The organism is Tengunoibacter tsumagoiensis (assembly GCF_003967535.1).
GTDB lineage: Bacteria > Chloroflexota > Ktedonobacteria > Ktedonobacterales > Ktedonobacteraceae > Tengunoibacter > Tengunoibacter tsumagoiensis.
The window spans coordinates 418,059-437,021 of sequence record NZ_BIFR01000001.1; the positions used below are offsets into that span (position 1 = coordinate 418,059).

Here is an 18,963-nt window from a genome sequence, read left to right on the forward strand (position 1 = left end):
AGAAGGGCGCCATCCAGATAACTGTATATGCATGGATTACGCGAGGTACAGAGTGATACAAGAACATACTATCCTTCCTATTGGAGCAATCGTTCAGGGACAGAATGGGGAGCGTTATGTGATCGAGGCTGTTCTCGGGCAGGGTGGCTTTAGTGCCGTCTATCGTGTGAGAGAACGCTACAACAAACAAAAAATTTTTGCGTTGAAGGAGATCGTCAATCCTAATCCTCAGGAGCGACGCAATCTGGCTTTTGAGGCTGATCTATTAATGAGATTGGGTCATCCTTCGCTGCCTCGTGTCTATCAAATCTTTGAGAACACTCGCCTGAATCGTATTTTTATGCTGATGGATTTTATTGATGGCAAGAATCTAGAGGTTTTGCGACTGGAGCAGCCCGACCAGCGCTTTTCGCTCTCGATGGCATTGACCCTGCTCACGCCAGTTGTCGAGGCCATCAGTTATCTTCATAATCGCAAACGTCCTATTGTTCATCGCGATATCAAGCCAGCTAATATCATCGTGCCAGCCGGTGCATTGGATGCGCAGCTGGTTGACTTCGGTCTGGCGAAGGAGTATATCGAAGATAAGACAACCAATGTCTTTCGCTGTGGTACGCCCGGGTATGCGGCCCCAGAACAATATGGTCATGGCACCAATCCACGAACCGATATCTATGCTTTAGGAGCGACGCTCTATACGCTCTTAACGGGAGTGGTTCCTGTTGATGCGCTCAGTCGCAGCGTGAATCAAACCGATAATGACCCTTATATTCCACCTGATGTGCTCTGCCCTCATCTTCCTTTTACTGTTGCTCGCATTATCGATCAAGCCATGCATCTTCGCAGTGATTCACGTTTTGCCAGCGTAGAAGATTTCTGGCGCGAGCTTTGTATTGCGACGACACACCAACATGTAGGGCTGCGCAACCGCGCACAACACAAAACCTATACCTTACCAACTGTCCCTCGTTTGCGCCGCGCAGCTTTGCCTCAAATACCACATCTTCCCCAGACAGAAGAGGAGGTAGAGCACTCCCCAATGATTACCCCTGTCACAGTACGTATACGTAGAACAATCTCAACTAAACACAAGATCTGGCTCGTGCTCTTACTCGTGCTTATCCTGATAGTAGCAGTTATCGATGGCCTCTTCCTTTACTCACTTAATATAAAGAATGCCACGAATACTGCGGCCAACACCAATTCACAATCAGTAGTTCGCAACCCGCTGCCCAATCCATCACCAGATTGTAGACCACTCCATCGTCCCCCACCGTTTGGCGATAGTCCCGATCAACACCCACCAGACGGATATCCCGACCTCTGTACGGCTTATACAGGAACAATGGCCACGAATCAGAAAAAAATAACAGAGTTCAAGATTATTCACCTCTCTCACGAACCGCAAAGTCCTGTATTTGAAGGGCATTTTGTTGGAATGGGCCAGGATCAAGCATTTCAGAGTCAAATGAGCTTCGATGTTCATGACCCTCATGGCGAATTAGTGGTTCAATTTATAGTCACTTTGCCCAATATCAATCAAAAGCTCTCTTTTAACGGTCATATCTATCGCCATCCTGGCCCAGGGCCTGGACCATCAACTCCCGGTACTGAGACGAGTTTTTCTGGTCAGGGTCCTGGTCCTGACCAGGGCCCTGGCCCTGGCTTAGCCGATGATGGCATGGGAGGAACCTACCAGGTCATAGATCAGGCAAACAATCAGATTAAGGATTCAGGTCAGTGGCAAATAATGCCAACATTGCTTGAAAATTAGCCGGAATAGTGCAGTAGAGCTGAGATTTCATCTCTTACCATTCTATCTGTCGAAGGATATGGACAATTGTCTTGACATGAGTCCCGTTGCTGATGTATTATCCTCAAGTGAGGATTGCAAAATCGTCTCGTTTCTTCCATTGGGCGGTTGCTGAAATTGGTAGACAGGGCAGACTTAGGATCTGTTGGTGATGAACCGTAAGAGTTCGAGTCTCTTACCGCCCATTTCATAGGTACAGAAGCAAGACACACACAATCTACACACGCGGGAGTGGCTCAGTGGTAGAGCATCTCCTTGCCAAGGAGAAAGTCGCGGGTTCGATCCCCGTCTCCCGCTTTGTGGGCACTGGCAAGCTCACAATCTTTTCTATGCATTTTTGGTATCCATCCTGGTTGGTTTCGGCAAACTGCGGGAGTGGCTCAGTGGTAGAGCATCTCCTTGCCAAGGAGAAAGTCGCGGGTTCGATCCCCGTCTCCCGCTTTGTGAGCACTGGCAAGCTCACAGTTCTTTCGTTTGTCTGTCGGTCGTTCGAGATCCCGGTGGTACCATTTGCGGGAGTGGCTCAGTGGTAGAGCATCTCCTTGCCAAGGAGAAAGTCGCGGGTTCGATCCCCGTCTCCCGCTCCCAACCTAAGCAACAGGGGGCCTGGTAGGATCTTTGTCCCCTGTGGGTCAGCGCATACGCAACCCACACATAGATCACATCGCATGATGCAGCATGCTCACATTAGATGTTGTTGGTTTTGTAGGAGGGTGGTCTATGGTTCTGGTCTTGCCTCTCTGCGCTTTCCCGCTTTCGCTGCACACCCGTATCGAACTTCAAAGTCGAACACCGTCAAGTACAAATACAAAACTACATTTTAAGACAATCTGTTGGAGGAAACGTGAAGGTCTCTGTTGAAAAATTGCCAACAAGCGAGGCCGTCCTGAACGTTGATGTGACTTGGGACGACATGGAAAAGGCTTCGGATAAGGCATACCGCAAACTTGTACAAAAGGTCGATATCCAGGGCTTCCGACGTGGCAAGGCCCCTCGCACGATTTTGGAGCGCAGGGTCGGAAAAGAATATATTTATCAAGAGGGGCTGGATGATCTGATCTCAGAGGCCTATCGCGATGCTCTCAAAGAACATGACCTTACCCCTATTACCCAACCTACGGTTGATGCTCCAGTCTTCGAAATGGGCCAGCCCTACCACTTTAGCCTGACTGTACCCATCATTACTCCGGTCGAACTGGCTGACTATACCGCCATGCATTTCGATCGCGAAGAGTTGGGCGTCACCTCTGAAGAGGTTGATAAAGAGCTCGAGTCGTTGCAAAATCGACAATCTAATTGGGAAACAGTCGAACGCGCCGCTGAGTATGGGGATCGCATTAAAGCCGATCTGAAACTGACTTCAGGCGAGCAGAAGATCTCGGACCTGAAAGATAACACGTTCGAAATCACCAATGAACGCCATGGCCTCTTCACTGGTATGGACGAACATCTGATTGGCCTGAAAGCTGGAGATAGCAAATCTTTTACCACGACTATTCCTGCCGATTATAGTAACGAAAAGTTGGCCGGGAAAGAGGCCGCGTATGAGGTCACCGTCCATTCCGTTGAGACAAAACAGTCTCCGGCTCTGGATGATGCCTTCGCTGCCAAAGTAAGCGATGGTCAATATGAGACGCTGGAAGAGTTGAGCAAGGGCCTCAGCGATAATATTCTCGAATCCAAAAAACGGAGCTCCAATGAGACGCTGCGCGAAAATGCTATCAATGCTCTGATTGAGCAGTCTACCTTTACGATCCATCCTGTTCTGATTGAACAAGAGGTCGAAGAGATGGCTCATCAGTTCGGTCATATGCTGGAACAGCAGCATCTCTCGTTCGATCAGTATCTCACTATGACCCGGAAGAGCCGCGCCGAGTTTATGGAAGAGAATCGCCCGGAGGCCGAGAAACGTGTTAAACGTCAGCTCGTTCTGGAAGAACTGGCTCGCCGCGAGAATATTACTGTCCTACCCGAGGAGATCGAGGCCCTTTTCAATGCCTATGCACAGATCGGCCAGGAGCTCCCACAGACAGAAGAACAGATCCGCTCTCTGATGATTAGCTATCGCCGTGAGAAAACGCTCAGCCGCCTGATCGAGTTGACAACCGATCCCGATCCCGATGCGGAGACGGAAGAGGAGTCCGCCGAAGAAGCGACAATCGCGAATGCCGAGGCTGCTGCTCTTGCAACCAACGCATCTCTTGAGGATGTTCAAACTGAGGAGTCTGCAAACACAACAGCTCATGCTGCTGACGCCAAGACGGAGTCTGTAGAGTAATCACATGCAACCATCAGATGCTCTGTTGTACACGCAGGAAAGGTAATAGACGTGGCAAACTCGAAAAATATGCGTACGACCTATCGTTGCTCCTTTTGTGGCAAAAGCCAGGACCAGGTGCAACGACTCATTGCCGGTCCCGGTGGGGTCTATATCTGCGATGAATGTATCGATCTCTGTCGAGAAATCATCGAAGAAGAGCAAGCCACCGTCGCCAAGCCACGCCTCCAAACAGGCAAGCTCCCGACACCAAAGAAGATCTACGAGCAGCTCAGCCAGTATGTGATTGGGCAGGAGCGGGCGAAAAAGACGCTCTCTGTGGCGGTCTATAACCACTATAAGCGTATTGGCGTTGGCAATCAGATCGATGATGTTGAGCTTGGCAAGAGCAACATCTTGATGATTGGCCCAACTGGTAGTGGCAAGACGTTGCTGGCTCAGACGCTGGCGAAGATTCTCGATGTTCCTTTCTGTATCGCTGATGCAACTGCTCTTACTGAGGCCGGTTATGTCGGTGAAGATGTTGAGAATATTCTGCTCCGCTTGATTCAGACTGCCGATTTCGATGTGGCCCGCGCTGAACGTGGAATTGTCTATATCGATGAGATCGACAAGATCGCTCGTAAATCTGACAACCCTTCCATTACGCGCGATGTCTCTGGTGAAGGTGTACAACAGGCTCTGCTAAAGATTATTGAGGGGACAATCGCCAATGTTCCCCCTCAGGGTGGACGCAAACATCCACATCAGGATTTTATCCAGATCAATACGGCGAATATCCTGTTCATCTGCGGTGGCGCATTTGAGGGGCTGGAGAAGATCGTTGAACAGCGCCTGGGCAGCAATAAGTCGATGGGCTTCCGCAAAGCCGAACTGGCCGCTGAAAAGCCTGAGACTGAAAAAGCCGAGACGTCTATTCTGGCTCAACTCAACCCCGATGACCTGCTCAAATACGGGCTTATCCCCGAATTTGTCGGTCGCCTGCCAGTCTATGTCTCACTGGATAATCTTGACAAAGCCGCTCTGGTCCGCATCTTGACTGAACCCAAAAATGCGATCATCAAGCAGTATCAAAAATTCTTGCAGCTCGATCGCGTCGAGCTGGTCTTTACAAATGATGCCCTGGATGCTGCCGCTGAAGGTGCATTAAAACAACGGACTGGTGCACGCGGATTACGTACAATCATTGAGGAGGTCCTTCAAGATGTCATGTATGAGATTCCTTCTCGTACAGACGTGAAGAAGGTTATTATTAATGGTGAAGTACTAACCGAACATAATAAACCGTTACTTGTGACACGAGGCGACCGTAACACGGCATATTCGGAAGATGAGTCTGCTTAGGCAGGCTCATCTTTTCATTTTTCGGTGAATTGTAGCGGTTATCGCCTCAAGTTAAATGTGGACGATAGTTTCTGCCGCTTGTCTGTCTTTCGCTACACTGTCGGCAGGGGTCGTCTCAAGTGTAAAGAAACTGATGAAGCTTTGTAAGTTCATTAGTCAGAATAGACAGGCGGAAACTCAATGAATGAACAAGAACGCCCGAATGTGGTACAAGCTACGAGTGAGGAATACCCACTTGCGGCGTTAAAAAGTACTGTTGCGTTTCCCCATAATCGACTCGCTCTTCCCGTAGGCCGCGAAAAAACAATTCGCGCCTTTGAGGAAGCTATGATGCGCCCCGACCGCTTGCTGATCATTGGAACGCAGTTCTCTCCCGATATCGATGATCCTCAGCCCAAAGATATCTATACCTCCGCAACTCTGGCTGAGGTGCTCACTATGCATCGCCAACAGGATTCTACTCTCCAGATACTGGTCCGCGGCATTAGCCGTATGACGATTGACGAATTTCTGGATACGGAACCCTTTTTACGCGTCCGCGCAACTCAGGCCGCCGAAACTCATCCTAAAGGCCCCCAATCCGACGCGCTGGTACGCCATGCGACAAATCTGTTTGAACGCTATGCTCAACTTAATCGGCGCTTTTCAGTCGAAGATATCAATTCTGTTATCGCTCTCAAAACAGCTCAACGCCTCTCTGATACGTTGGCCGCACATCTGGTGACAGATATTGAGCAACAACAGGAGCTTCTTTCAACACTGGATTCGCTCGAACGGCTGGAAAAGATCTGCGTCATTATGGGCAATGAGATCGAGATTCTTGAACTGGAGAAGACGATTCGCAATCGCGTTCACTCTCAGGTCGATCGTTCTCAAAAAGAGTTTTATCTGCGCGAACAGCTTCGTGCCATCCAGGAGGAGCTTGGCATGGAGGCCTCCTCTGAGGCTGATGAAGCTCGCCTTAAGCTCAAAGAAAAACAACTTCCTCCTGCCGCTGCAACGAAAGTCTTAAAGGAGATCGATCGGCTCGAACGAACTCCCGCTCAGTCCGCTGAGATCGCTGTTATGCGCTCATATATCGACTGGATGCTCGCTCTTCCCTGGAACGAACGCACAGAAGATCGGTTTAATCTTGAGGAGACGCGCAAGATTCTAGATAATGATCACTATGGCCTGGAAGGGATTAAGGAGCGCATCATTGAGTTCTTAGCTGTCCGCCAGCTCCGCATTCAGGCAACAAAACGTGGCGCTGCCTTTAAAAATGAGAGCCAGGGCCAGATCTTATGCTTGATTGGACCTCCAGGGGTAGGCAAGACTTCGCTTGGACAATCTATTGCGGATGCTCTGGGGCGTAAATTTGCTCGTATCTCTCTAGGCGGCGTCGGCGATGAGGCTGAGATACGCGGTCATCGTCGTACCTATGTGGGCGCTCTACCCGGGCGTATCATTCAAAGTATGAAGACGGTCGGCGTGCGGAACCCTGTCTTTCTGCTTGATGAGATCGATAAGCTCTCATCAGAGTACCGTGGTGATCCCGCTGCTGCCCTGCTAGAGGTGCTCGATCCAGAACAGAATAGCAATTTTACCGATCATTATCTCGAGCTCCCCTTTGATCTCTCAGAGGTCTTTTTCATCTGTACTGGTAATGTGAAGTTTCAGATCCCACGTCCATTGGCTGACCGCATGGATATTATTGAGCTTCCTGGCTATATTCTGGAGGAAAAAATTCAGATCGGACTGCGCCATCTGCTCCCTAAAGTGCGCCATGAACACGGACTGAGCCAGGAGCAGTTTAAAATGCAGCCCTCCGTCATGGATCATATTGTAACTGAGTATACGCGCGAGGCCGGGGTTCGCAGCCTTGAACGTCAACTGGCAACCATCTGTCGTAAAGCAGCGCTCAAAGTGCTAGAGAAGCCCAATACACCCGTTCGCATTACCCCCAAGAACCTTGAGAGCTATCTGGGAGCCCCTCGCTATAGCAGTGCCCCACCACTGCAACGGACTCAGATTGGCGCCGCTATGGGATTAGCCTGGACCGAGATGGGGGGAATTCTCCTGCCCGTTGAAGTTGTTACGATGGTCGGTAAAGGGGATTTACAGATCACTGGCCAATTGGGCGATGTCATGCGTGAATCCGCTCAGGCGGCTCTTTCTTACATCCGTACACGTGCAGATGAGCTCAATATCGATCCCAATTTCCAGGATACGACGGACCTGCATATTCATCTACCTGAGAATGCACTTTCAAAAGATGGACCCTCGGCTGGCATTACGATTGCTATCGCTCTCGTCTCTGCACTGACTCATCGCTCTGTCCGCAATGATGTGACGATGACCGGTGAGATCACATTGCTCGGCAGTGTCCTGGGAGTAGGTGGCCTAAAAGAAAAGATCCTTGCAGCCCATCAGGCTCATATAAAAACAATTATCCTCCCGGCTGCCAACAAGAAAGATCTGGCTGAGATCCCGGCAAAGATCAGGCAACAGGTCAATTTTGTGCTGGTCGATAATATGGATCAGGTACTTGATCAGGCCCTTCTTCCACCTCTCCCATTGACGGAGAATGAAGAAGCACGTCCGGATAATCTCCTGCTTTATCAAGAGAATATCGCCGGCGGACGACGCACCGGCCAATCCAAACGGGACAATGAAGATCTTGATTCCAGTTCCTATCAGTTCTCTCATCCTGAACATGGAGATTCCGCTCGCGCCGAAACTGAGGAGAAATAAGTTGGATAAATTGCCCTCTCGTTCGTTATTATATCAGTAGAGGTTTTTAGGGGGGATAAAGTACTTAATTTGTACCAGTCTGATATCCCCCTAACAGGCTTTTCTGAGCAAGCGACGCGTAAGGGTACAACAATCCTGTCTCATCTTTTTCTATTCATACTAACCCTACATTTCTCTTTTCTGAGCAGAAGTGGTAGACTATAAACAGACATATAGTAAATTGCCAATCTACTCTCGCAAGGGAATAAGTGAAAAAGAGTACCTCTGGCCGTTTACTACTCATGAAATATGTCTGCCTGGCACAAATCTCACGTTGCAAAGAGAGGAAATGCAATTATGAGCTATCAAGATCCTAATCAGCAGGGCCAATATCCAAATTCTCAATATGGTGGTGGCTACAATCCTGAGCAGCCCCAACAGCCCCAGCCAACTGATCCCTATAGCGGAGGACAGCAATACCAGCAGCCTTATGGCCAGCCTCAGCAGCCTTATGGCCAGCCTGGTTATCAGCAGCCCTATGGTCAGCCTCAGCAGCCCTATGGTGCTCCTGGCGGTCGCCCAGGCAGCACACTCAACATCGATCCGAATCTGGCCGCTGGTCTAAGCTACCTTCTTGGCTGGATTGGTGGATTGGTCTTCCTGCTGACCGAGAAGCAGAACCGCTTTGTGCGCTTCAATGCCTGGCAGTCAATCCTGTTTACTGGTGCAATGACCATACTTGGTATTATTGTGCAGGTTGCAGAAGCTATTCTTCCTGGCTTCCTGGTACTTGTTGTATCATGTGTCTGGGGTCTCCTGCTTCTTGCCGCCTTCGTTGGTTGGATTATCTGCATGGTTAATGCCTTCCAGGGCAAATACTTCAAATTACCTGTCATCGGCGATTACGCAGAGCGTTATACTAACCAGAATATCCTGGGCTAACTCTCAATCTCCAGGCAAATTGAAAAGCGGAAGTGATGCATCACTTCCGCTTTTTATCTATCAAAATGATATGATGGTACTATTCTTCAGCGTTTCGATTCCGGATCACCACAATGCTCGCAACAGCAACAATAGACAGGATAAATGCAACCAACGCAAATTTCTTCATCGAATGAACCCTTTCTGAATATCCTACATACGCTAGTAGCAGGAAATTTTAAAATATTTTATCGAATAAAAAAACCTATAGCCTGCTTTAGCGGCTCAATAGGGTTAATTTTGTTGTAAATGACATTTACTGTTATAGCAGTAATGGATAGGGGAGTCAAGAGATCCCATCTTTTGTACTATGCTTTCAACGCTCCTATCCGCTTCAAAACTGGCCTGGCTCTTCCACACAGGCCAGATCTTCAATAAGCTGGACCTCACAAGATCCCCCCATATATGTCTTCTTGTACACGACAAACATGAAAAGTCTCACATAGACAAACAAAATTTAAGACGGCAAGCATAATAGAAGCAGAACATCCAGTTGATCCTGATGTTTGCTATAGAGTTAGGAGTTAAAGATGAGAGAAATCATATCTTCGGGTCGCAGACTCCTTACCAGGGTTGGTCTGATCCTCCTGCTTGCCATTCTGTTAGGAAGCCTGCATAGCGTAGCGTCCACAAGCGCTCAGGCTGACGCATCTGGACTGGTCAGTCAAAATTACCTGGGGTTAGTATGTGTCCCTTATATTGGCACAGTAGCAACGCTTGACGCAGCTACCGCGTCCCAGCTCCATCATGCTTCTGTCAAGATTGATTGGGGCTCTGGCCATGTTGATACACACGCGTCTCTGACCTTTCAAGCAGATGGCAGCGCAGTGGTGAACGTCCAACATACATATATGAGTACTGGTAGCATGACCTTTACTGTCTATGTTGATGGGTTTGGCTCGCATGGTCTCCATCTCTCTTCATATGCAATCGCTACCATTGTCGATCCCTACAATTACAATAATACGATCAAGATGAAGGGGTATACACTTCAACCTGCGAAACGACCTGGCCAATTTACTCTGAATGCCAGCTTGCTCGATCCTGAGGCCGCCACACTGAGTGATCTCAAAGCCGTGATCAATTGGGGCGATGGGCATTTTACAGCCGGGGCGCTCTCAAATGGAGATAATGGACTGTATCTTGTCCATGCCTCACATCGCTACCTGTTAACAGGAAAATATACGGTACTTCTGATCATCTATGATCAGAATGAGAATAGTGTGATCTTGCCAAGGAATGTCCGAACGTGAGCTATCCCTGAGCCTTCAGATCAGAAGTAGTTCATCCATCAGCCGAAAAGTTTTCTTGCTCCTCTTCAATCGCACTCTCCTCCGCATGGAATAAACTATCGCGGCCAATTGTAAAGGCGTTTGTTTTCACAATAAAAGAAACAAGCGCCTTTACAGCGACCGCGATGCCCCCCTTTGAGCACTCGAAAACATTGCTAAGCGTTACAAATCTCTCTTTCATACACTAAAACATTCAACAATGCTTCGTTTTTATCAAAGTAACTTTCCAATACAGAATTAGCTCTGGACCATTGGTACTATGTTTCATTGTGATTCATAGTGTTCCATGTATGGATGCGTTACTATATGGACACCTACAAGAAGTTCAGTTTGAAGAACTTCCCAAAGGTATCGAACCCTGTCGCTTGCTTACATACATAGGAGTTGTTAATGAAAGCCTCTCGAGTCCGAAACTATTTGAACGCTCATCGAGTCACCAGTACTATCTTAGGATATGTTGTCGTGATGACCGTGTTTAGCGCTGTACTTGGAGCTGGTGCCTTTGGCTCTGGTCTGTTCCATGCCCATGCTGCGGCTGCTTGCCCACAGGGGGATAAAACGTATACCGTTGTTCCTGGCGATACACTCAATATCATTGGCGAAAACAATGGTACAAGCTGGCAAACGCTGGCTACGCACAACAACATTGCCGATCCTGATTTAATTTATGTCGATCAACAGATCTGCATTCCCCAGGATCAGCAGGCAGCCACGATGACATCAACGGTGAATACAGTGGCCGTCCAGACCGCCGACCTGGCATACGCTGCTCCTGTCGCTCCTAAAGCACCTGCTGCCCGCCATGGTGGTGGCAATCCTTATCCTTATGGTCAGTGCACCTTCTGGGCCAGCCAGCGTTATTCACAGGTTCATGGCTTCTATGTTCCCTGGACGACGAACTCCAATGCCTGGCAGTGGGTTGCTCGCGCTCGTGAAAATAATTGGACTGTATCAACAACTCCAAAGGTGGGGGATATCATTGTTCTACAGCCATGGGTACAGGGTGCATACAATCTGGGCCACGTAGCCTTTGTGGAGAAAGTGCAACCAAATGGTTCCGTTATTGCTAGCAATATGAATTGGGCTGGCTCAGGAGCTCGCGTTGTGAACTCAACCTTTAAGCCTGGCGCTGGTGTCGCCTTCCTGTCAGCTAACTAAGTCGTTAACGAGACAGCAGAACATATATTTATTCTCACTTTTTCTCAGGTAGTGGAGGGGTACAGGCGGAGGCACAGAGCCGTGGCGAATCGAAGTAAACGGTGCGGTTTCTCAATCTTGGAATGTGGAGAGGGCTGGTAGCAGGTGGAGGAACAAACAGTATGCCAATCTTGGAATGTGGAGAGAGCTGGTAGCAGGTGGAGGAACAAACAAATGCCATATATTTTGGGGCTGTGGGGATGGTTAGAATGTGGAATACAAGATGGCGGGCGACCAGTGTGGGGTCGCCCCGACCGTTCTTGAAGCTATCGATAGACGACAAACATCAAATCATTACGCAAGTAATTCAGCCTCGCTCAGAGGTCCCAGGGTTGTTAGAACCTGTTTATCACGGAGAGGGAAACGCTTTAAAGCACGCATCACATCCTCAGTGGTGACGGCCTCAATCCGTTCGATCTCCTCCTCAACGCTTACCAGACGCCCTTCTGTCACCCAATCCGTTGCTAATGAACGCATGCGTGAGAACGTTGATTCGCTACTCAAAACGATACCACTAATCCATTTATCTTTGGCACGACGAAGCTCATCTTCGTATACCCCATCTTCAAGCAGGCTGTCTAGCTCCGAACGAAGCATCTTCAAGACCCGAGGAGCATCCTCAGGGGTTGAGTTCGCTTCCATCAGCAGAATACCTGTTCCTTCCATGGCCCAGATACCAGCACTTGCAGATTCGGCCAGGCCGCGCTGGTAGATATTCCAATACAGGCGTGATCCATCGCTATCGCCCAGTATGCTTCCACCCAGTGAGGCCGCATAGTAATCTGGATCTTTAATATCGACAGCAGGCATCGCAACAATCATAATCTGCTGCTTTAACTTCTTGTCCACCATCACATTATTGATGGGTGTGGCAGGCTCATAGTGGCTGACGTCGCGTCCGGTCTCGCCAGTGCGCCACTGGCTACAGTGCTGCTCAGCCAGCTCTATGATATGCTCCCAATCAAACTTGCCCGCGATGGAAAGGATCATATTATTAGCAGCATAACGGCGCTGCCAATAATCTCGCATCTGCTCCACTTTCATGCCGCGAATACTTTCAGGCGAACCCAGAACATCATGGCCAAGCGGATGCTGTCCAAAGTAGGTCTGCATTAAGCGGCGATACGTAATGTTATATGGCTGGTCCTCAGAACGAGCGATCTCATTGACGATCACTTCTTTCTCGGTCTCAAAATCGCTTTCGGCCAGACGCGGATACATCATATCACTTAGCAGGGTAACTGCACGATCCAGGTATTCGCCCAGCACACGAGCATAATAGACAGTGGACTCATGCGAAGTAAACGCATTAAGCTCAGCACCAATCTTATTAAACTCCAGCGTGATCTCCTGCCAATCGAGAGTGCTGGTGCCTTTGAAGACCATATGTTCTAAGAAGTGCGAGACGCCTGCTACCTGTGGATCGTACTCATCGCGCGAACCTGTGCGAACATAAAACGAAACGGCCACCGATTCAAAGTCGGGCATCGGCTGGCCAACGATCTGTAATCCATTGCTGAGTGTGTGAGTGTGAAATACAGTGCCGTTAGCTGTGGCTTCTGACATTGATTGCTCCTTCAGTGTGCAAGGCGTGTAGTGCCTGTTGAGCTTCATTGGCAGGCATAATACATGTCTTTCCAGGCGTAGTACTTATAAATAGCATGATAGCCCCGCCATAGGAAGATTGTCAAATTCATATTGCTAGAGGCTCGATGTTTGAGCTGTTAAACAAAACTCCGTTCTATTTTGATAGAGAAGTGAAGCGTTATTGGGGCGCGTTTCTGTAACAATCGCTGCTTTGAGCGATATGATTGATATCACAGACTCATACAGGCTCATAAAAGAACAGTATTATTATCGACAGAATCCAATATTGCAATTATAATAGCCATGGTATAAAAAATAACTTTACGTGATGGACAAACATTTCATTTTGGAATCATTGTATTAAAGAGGAGCATAGCTTTGTATCAACAACCATCACAGGTTTGTTCGGCCTGTGGCACTCCAATTGAACCTGGAACACGATTCTGCCAAAATTGTGGTTCGCCCGTAGCACAGAATGTGGTGGGGAGTCCCTCTAACGTACAACCTCCGTTGCCACCCACGGTTGCAGCAACACCGCCACCACCTGCGAATCAACCGTATGGCGGAACACCTTCAAACCCTGGACAGCCACCTTATGGAGGCTCCGGTCAGGCCTATGGCACACCAGCCAATCAGGGCTTTCCACAATATGGTTCGGTCCCTACACCCGGCAATCCACCTGTTCATACACAGTATGACAGTAAGCCTTCTTCTCCTTATGAGAACACGCCACCACCACCACCCAGTGATCCTTATGGATTGGGCTCAGCTGGTACCTATTCCAATACGGGGTATCCTGTCCCTCCAGCTCCCAAAAAGAAGCGTTCAAAATGGCCCTGGATCGTCGTTGGGATCATTGTCGTTGTGCTCGTTGCCTGTATTGGCAGCAGCTATGGTATCGTAAACTGGGCCAATAGCACCATACATACTACTGGCACAGCAACAGCAACGACTGACAATAACTCTTCCCATGGTGGCAACTTTGCTAAATCAAAAGATCTCAATCTTACAGTGAACTATGCTGACGATCAGATAACTTTTTCTAAGATCAGTCAGGCCGATCATTTTGATGATGATTCTTTTGCAACAAAAAAGTCTTATGATCCAACTGCCAACTATATTCGTGTGAACTTTACTGAGCAGACTCCGCCCAGTACTTCTTCATACATTGATTACTACACAGGCTTCCAGCTTGTTGTCGATGGTGGCAACGTTGGTAGCTATACGAAATCATTAGAGTCCACTGGACCGGATAAGGGCGTGAAGCGCGACAATTGGGTCGACTTCGAAACCAAAGGGGCCATTGATCTCTCCAAGGTGAAGTTGCGTATTGGACGCGGGGATGAAGAGCAGATTGAGTTTGCATTAAAAAGCGATGCCGATGTCAGCCAGTTCAACCCTAAAACCTATACTCTCAACAAAAAGTTTACATACGCAGGCATGCAATGGACGATCAAGGATGTGATCAAAAGTTACGCGAGTGGCGGCAATCAGGCGAAAAAAGGTCAGGTCTTTCTGACTATTGAGCTCAATGCTGATAACGATACCGATAACGAAGTGTATCTCACCCCAAGTGATTTCTGTCGCATGAAAGTTGATGGCTCATCTCTGTCACCAGAATATTCATCTGATGATCAGAACTTCGATATTATTAAGTCTCGTACAACGGGAATCACTGGCTCTCTGGTATTCACAACAAAACCCTCATCGACAAATACCTATACGCTGGATTTCCAATCAGGTGATAATATTCAGGAAGTAACTACTGACTTTAGCCTGAGCTAGCATCAAGAACGTTGCAGCCGGCCTCCCAAAGGCGAGCTGTGTTAGACAGACGGACCATACATACGCTTATACGCAATATGTATGGTCCGTCTGTCTGATCAATGGGTGGCTGGCTGGTTGATTTCCCAGGACAAACGGAGAGAATTATGCCTCTCTGGGCGTTTTATATGTTGTGTTGAATATGGTTAAGGTCTGTGATATGCTAAGTTGTGCATGTTACCTGGTGTTTACCTGCCATGTTCCTGAACCTTCGTGCCCTGATGCTATTGGCTAGAAACTGAGGAGTTGTGGATGTCTATCTCTACCTGGAGAGGGCCTGAGTCCAACGCTGATGATATGTATCCATTGGCATTGCTACGTTCTCTGCTGAAACAGATGATGGTGGAGTTTGGTGCTCAAGGCTCTTGTATTGCTTTGTATGACGAGAGTATTGGCCAGATGCGTATTCACACGCATGTACGTCTGGTGAATATGAAATTGCTCAAAGGAGGAGCCTCGTCGTCTGAATACAATACCGATGGAAGCCGTTCTGGTGGGAGACGGGTGACGATAAAACTCTTTCATGATGCAAATAGCGGTTCTACACGCAAAAAGCAGACGAGCAATGAGTTGGTGGATGTAACAGCCCAGCAGAATGAGCTCTTTGCGGTCGGTACGACTTATCCCATGGGGCAGGATCTCATTGGCTATGCCTGGCATAAAAATGAAGCATACGCGATGCGCCATGAAGATTATGTCACGCTCTTTCATGCCAATCATCCTCTGCCGATCCATCCCGACTTTGTGCCGCTCTCTTATCTGGTTGTCCCTATCCGTGAGGTGATGGAAGAGGGCTTTAGCTCTGCCCAGCCTGCTCAATTAGTCGGCGTGATTGTACTCTATCAATTAAATGCAAGCGGCACTGCACTCCATAAACAGCATTTAGAGGATGCGCTCGATCACTCAGAACGTGTTGCTCTGTATTTACAGAATAATCGCCTGCATCGTGCGCAACACCGCAGCAGTGAATATCTTAAATTGTTGCAAGGGATCAGCACGACCTTTCCAACTTCGGTCAAACTCTCTGATCTGGTCGAGAGCGTCTATCAATTTGTGTCCCGCGTGGTCGATGTCTCTTCAATGTTGCTGACATTGTATGATCGTGATCTGGACCGGCTCTATGATGTGCTGGCAGTACGTGATGGCAGACGCGTCCATGGCATTGTAGAGACTCCTCGTGTGATGCGTAAAGAAGAGCGCCCCCTGCTCTGGCATATTACCCAACAGGCTCAGCCAGATAATCGAGCCGTCTTATTCTCTCCCGCTCAAGAGCCGCATAAAGCCTTTGAATATCAAGAGCTACTCACAGGAGTCTGGGGAGATCAACGACAGGCTGAGTCGTTTCTGCTCCTACCCATGAAGATGCTTAATCGCGTTGTTGGTTCGCTCTGTATCACCAGTATGCGCCCACATGCCTATCATCCTGAAGAGATACTTGTGCTTGAGACTATGACGCAGATTGTGACGGTAGGAATTGAAAACGCCAAGCTCTATGAACGCGATCGCGATATTCTAGAGCGCTATCGACACCTTTTGACGGAAGCTAATCAGCGCGAAGCAGAGCTCGCAGCGGTCAATAGTACGCTGCAATCGATTGCGTCGGTGCTCAATGTGACTGAACTCCTGAATAAGCTTGTCACCTCAGTAGCCCAGATTGTGAATGTTGAGATGTGTGCCTTCTTTGAGCTCTCAACCGATAAAAGTCAGTTATATGCTCACGCTCTCTATGCTCCTTCAAACGTGAAGATGATTGACGATGGGAGTGGTCTGCCAATCGTCCAGGATGGTCATAAATCTGAGCACGATCAACTCATCAATCTTATTCAGATCCCTTTTAAAGGGACCTTCCTGGAAGCGATGATCTTCGAGGGCTTTTTCTATCTGGACCCGGCACAATTGGAGGAGCTGGCCAACCGGAGTAGTGAAGGTGGGTTGATTTTTTTGCGCGAGATGGGTATCCAATATATGCTGATCATACCCATGTCCTACCAGGGGGAGTTCATGGGCTTCCTCGCCGTCAAGACGCCAACAGATAGCCGGTCATTTCGGCCAAAGGATGTAGGGACCCTGCTGGCTATCTCAGCACAGGCGGCCAGTGCAATCCGTAACGCACAATTTTTTGAGCAGCGTGAGATTGCAAATGCTGAATTGGAGCGCTTAAACAAGCTAAAGGATGAGTTTCTGGTTACAGCCTCTCATGAACTCCGCACGCCTTTAACTGCCATCAGTGGCTATTCAAGTCAACTGAAGCGCCAGAGCGCCCGCGCTACGCCTCAACAGGTTCAGAAGTTTGCGAACAAGATTGCGGTTGCCTCACAGCAATTAATCGATCTCGTGGCCAATATGACAGAGGCAGCCCAGATTGGACCGGCAGATCGGAAGCTCGATCTCCATCTTGAGTCGGTCCAGGTGCTGGCAGCCGCCGAGATTGCCAAAAATATGCTAAACCTGACACCCGAACAGAATATTTTCCTGGAGGTCTCTCCAACCATCTGGCTGCGCGGGGATGCCTCTAAGCTACGGCAAGTCTTGACGAATCTGATGGAGAATGCCGTCAAATATTCTCCACCTGAGAGTGCCATCTCTGTGAGCGCCAGTGTTCTACAATTATCAGAGGCTCAGGAGCTACTCTCCGATGATCAAGTCGATCCGGCTCTATTAGTTGAACACAAAGATATCCCGGTGGCATTAGTCCGGGTGCGCGATCAAGGAGAAGGTATTCTTCCTGGAGATCGACAGCGCATCTTTGAAAAATTTGTACGCGCACCTCGTTCATTGACCACTCCCATCCGAGGTTCTGGCTTAGGACTCTATATCTGTCGCCGTTTTATTGAAGCGATGGGTGGGAAGCTCTGGTTAGAACAGAGTAATACTAATGTAGGCTCTACATTTAGTTTCTATCTGCCGTATGTTGAACCGCCGCAAGAGGCTGGAGAGTAGATTGAGATGTTGTTTACTTATGAACACAGGCCGCTCCAGAAAATTCTAGTTGTGGATGATGAGGCCGTCATACGTGATATGATGGTAGATATTCTGGACATGGAGGGCTATCAGGTCGAAGTTGCTCGTAATGGGCGGGAAGCCCTCGATATTTTGAATGGCGAGCAAGCATATCTGGTCTTTCTGGATTTGATGATGCCTGTCCTTGATGGTCGACAGGTCTGCCTGCAACTGGCTACAGAGCCAGAGAATCGACAGAGACACGTGCTTGTCGTCATGTCAGCCCTTGACCAGCTCTCGCAAACGGCCCCCTTGCAGATCGATGCGATGATGCCTAAACCCTTTGTGGTGGATGATGTGATGAGAATTATTGATACCTATATGCCAGCTCCTGTGTAGGCAAGAGACTGCCCTTGTCTTTCATCACGACTCGCGCTATAGTAGTGCTGGATTGCTTTCGCGTTAGCAAGATCAGAAGAGCCACCCTGCGTGGCACAAGGGAGTACAGGACATTGTTCGACTTTATTTTATTCATACACCACTACAATGTGTATCTCATACTGGTAGCGGCCCTGGTCGCAGGCATCTGGGGACTGGTGCTCTATTTTCGTCATCTGCCAGCCGATCGAGCCTGGCGCATCACTCTGATTGTATCGGTCGCCCTGGGCATTCTTCAAGGCTTGCTTGGACTCATTATGGTCCTGCTTGGCAAAAAACCAGCTGGTGGAGAAGGGCTATTCTATCTCCATTATGTCTATGGTGGCATTGTTGCCCTGGCCGTCCCTTTCGCCTGGCTGAGTTATACTTCGAACGAGAAGAACCAGCGCAAGATCGTACTGTTCTATAGTATCGCAGCTCTGGTTATGGTGGCTGCTGGTGTCAGAGGTTGGATGACGGGTCCAGTAGTCTTTCCATCCTGGTAGGCAAATATTTAAGACTATCAAGTCCTGGTAAAGGGGCTATGTATTCCAGGTGAGAGAGAGGAGTGGTTGAGA

The 18,963-nt window shown here is 48.7% G+C and carries 13 protein-coding genes and 4 tRNA genes; 15 read left to right on the forward strand and 2 right to left on the reverse strand.

The annotated features are described in order from the left end of the window. The first annotated feature begins 52 nt into the window (after window positions 1-52). The 10 genes from EL628_RS01685 to EL628_RS01730 all read left to right on the forward strand — a co-directional run bounded on the left by EL628_RS01685 (window position 53) and on the right by EL628_RS01730 (window position 10,381). Window positions 53-1,774 carry a serine/threonine protein kinase gene (locus EL628_RS01685; RefSeq protein ID WP_161975202.1) on the forward strand — a complete coding sequence of 574 codons (1,722 nt, stop codon included), beginning with the start codon at window positions 53-55 and terminating at the stop codon, window positions 1,772-1,774. 141 nt (window positions 1,775-1,915) lie between these two features. Beyond that, window positions 1,916-1,998, forward strand: a tRNA-Leu gene (locus EL628_RS01690). Between the two features lie 40 nt (window positions 1,999-2,038). Next, window positions 2,039-2,110, forward strand: a tRNA-Gly gene (locus tag EL628_RS01695). Between the two features lie 72 nt (window positions 2,111-2,182). Then, window positions 2,183-2,254: transfer RNA gene (locus EL628_RS01700), tRNA-Gly, on the forward strand. A gap of 71 nt (window positions 2,255-2,325) precedes the next feature. Next, window positions 2,326-2,397: transfer RNA gene (locus EL628_RS01705), tRNA-Gly, on the forward strand. 260 nt (window positions 2,398-2,657) lie between these two features. After that, complete coding sequence (gene tig / locus EL628_RS01710) at window positions 2,658-4,091, forward strand: trigger factor (RefSeq protein ID WP_161975203.1); 1,434 nt, start codon at window positions 2,658-2,660, stop codon at window positions 4,089-4,091. Window positions 4,092-4,142: 51 nt separating this feature from the next. Further along, window positions 4,143-5,435 (forward strand): ATP-dependent Clp protease ATP-binding subunit ClpX, encoded by a 1,293-nt coding sequence (gene clpX / locus EL628_RS01715; protein WP_307719286.1) that lies wholly within the window; start codon window positions 4,143-4,145, stop codon window positions 5,433-5,435. Window positions 5,436-5,615: 180 nt separating this feature from the next. Further along, window positions 5,616-8,168: an endopeptidase La gene (gene lon, locus EL628_RS01720; RefSeq protein WP_126578076.1), complete on the forward strand. Its 2,553-nt coding sequence runs from the start codon at window positions 5,616-5,618 to the stop codon at window positions 8,166-8,168. A gap of 336 nt (window positions 8,169-8,504) precedes the next feature. Then, complete coding sequence (locus EL628_RS30260) at window positions 8,505-9,089, forward strand: DUF4870 domain-containing protein (protein WP_126578077.1); 585 nt, start codon at window positions 8,505-8,507, stop codon at window positions 9,087-9,089. Window positions 9,090-9,658: 569 nt separating this feature from the next. Further along, complete coding sequence (locus EL628_RS01730) at window positions 9,659-10,381, forward strand: hypothetical protein (RefSeq protein WP_126578078.1); 723 nt, start codon at window positions 9,659-9,661, stop codon at window positions 10,379-10,381. Window positions 10,382-10,412: 31 nt separating this feature from the next. On the opposite strand, the gene EL628_RS01735 is transcribed toward EL628_RS01730, so the two are convergent. Further along, on the reverse strand, window positions 10,413-10,601 hold the full coding sequence (locus EL628_RS01735; RefSeq protein ID WP_126578079.1) for a hypothetical protein: 189 nt from the start codon (window positions 10,599-10,601) through the stop codon (window positions 10,413-10,415). Window positions 10,602-10,810: 209 nt separating this feature from the next. Between EL628_RS01735 and EL628_RS01740 the strand changes: the two genes are divergently transcribed. After that, the gene (locus EL628_RS01740) at window positions 10,811-11,578 is read left to right on the forward strand and encodes a LysM peptidoglycan-binding domain-containing protein (RefSeq protein ID WP_126578080.1); all 768 of its coding nucleotides are present in this window, start codon (window positions 10,811-10,813) and stop codon (window positions 11,576-11,578) included. Between the two features lie 333 nt (window positions 11,579-11,911). Here EL628_RS01740 and EL628_RS01745 read toward each other — a convergent pair whose 3' ends face one another. Further along, window positions 11,912-13,183: a M16 family metallopeptidase gene (locus EL628_RS01745; protein WP_161975204.1), complete on the reverse strand. Its 1,272-nt coding sequence runs from the start codon at window positions 13,181-13,183 to the stop codon at window positions 11,912-11,914. Window positions 13,184-13,582: 399 nt separating this feature from the next. On the opposite strand from EL628_RS01745, the gene EL628_RS01750 reads away from it, so the two are divergent. The 4 genes from EL628_RS01750 to EL628_RS01765 all read left to right on the forward strand — a co-directional run bounded on the left by EL628_RS01750 (window position 13,583) and on the right by EL628_RS01765 (window position 18,891). Further along, window positions 13,583-14,989 carry a zinc ribbon domain-containing protein gene (locus EL628_RS01750; RefSeq protein WP_126578082.1) on the forward strand — a complete coding sequence of 469 codons (1,407 nt, stop codon included), beginning with the start codon at window positions 13,583-13,585 and terminating at the stop codon, window positions 14,987-14,989. 291 nt (window positions 14,990-15,280) lie between these two features. After that, a complete protein-coding gene (locus EL628_RS01755; protein ID WP_126578083.1) occupies window positions 15,281-17,968 on the forward strand; it encodes a sensor histidine kinase in 2,688 nt (895 codons plus the stop codon). 6 nt (window positions 17,969-17,974) lie between these two features. Further along, the gene (locus EL628_RS01760; RefSeq protein ID WP_126578084.1) at window positions 17,975-18,367 is read left to right on the forward strand and encodes a response regulator; all 393 of its coding nucleotides are present in this window, start codon (window positions 17,975-17,977) and stop codon (window positions 18,365-18,367) included. A gap of 113 nt (window positions 18,368-18,480) precedes the next feature. Continuing rightward, on the forward strand, window positions 18,481-18,891 hold the full coding sequence (locus tag EL628_RS01765; protein WP_126578085.1) for a hypothetical protein: 411 nt from the start codon (window positions 18,481-18,483) through the stop codon (window positions 18,889-18,891). Window positions 18,892-18,963 lie beyond the last annotated feature (72 nt).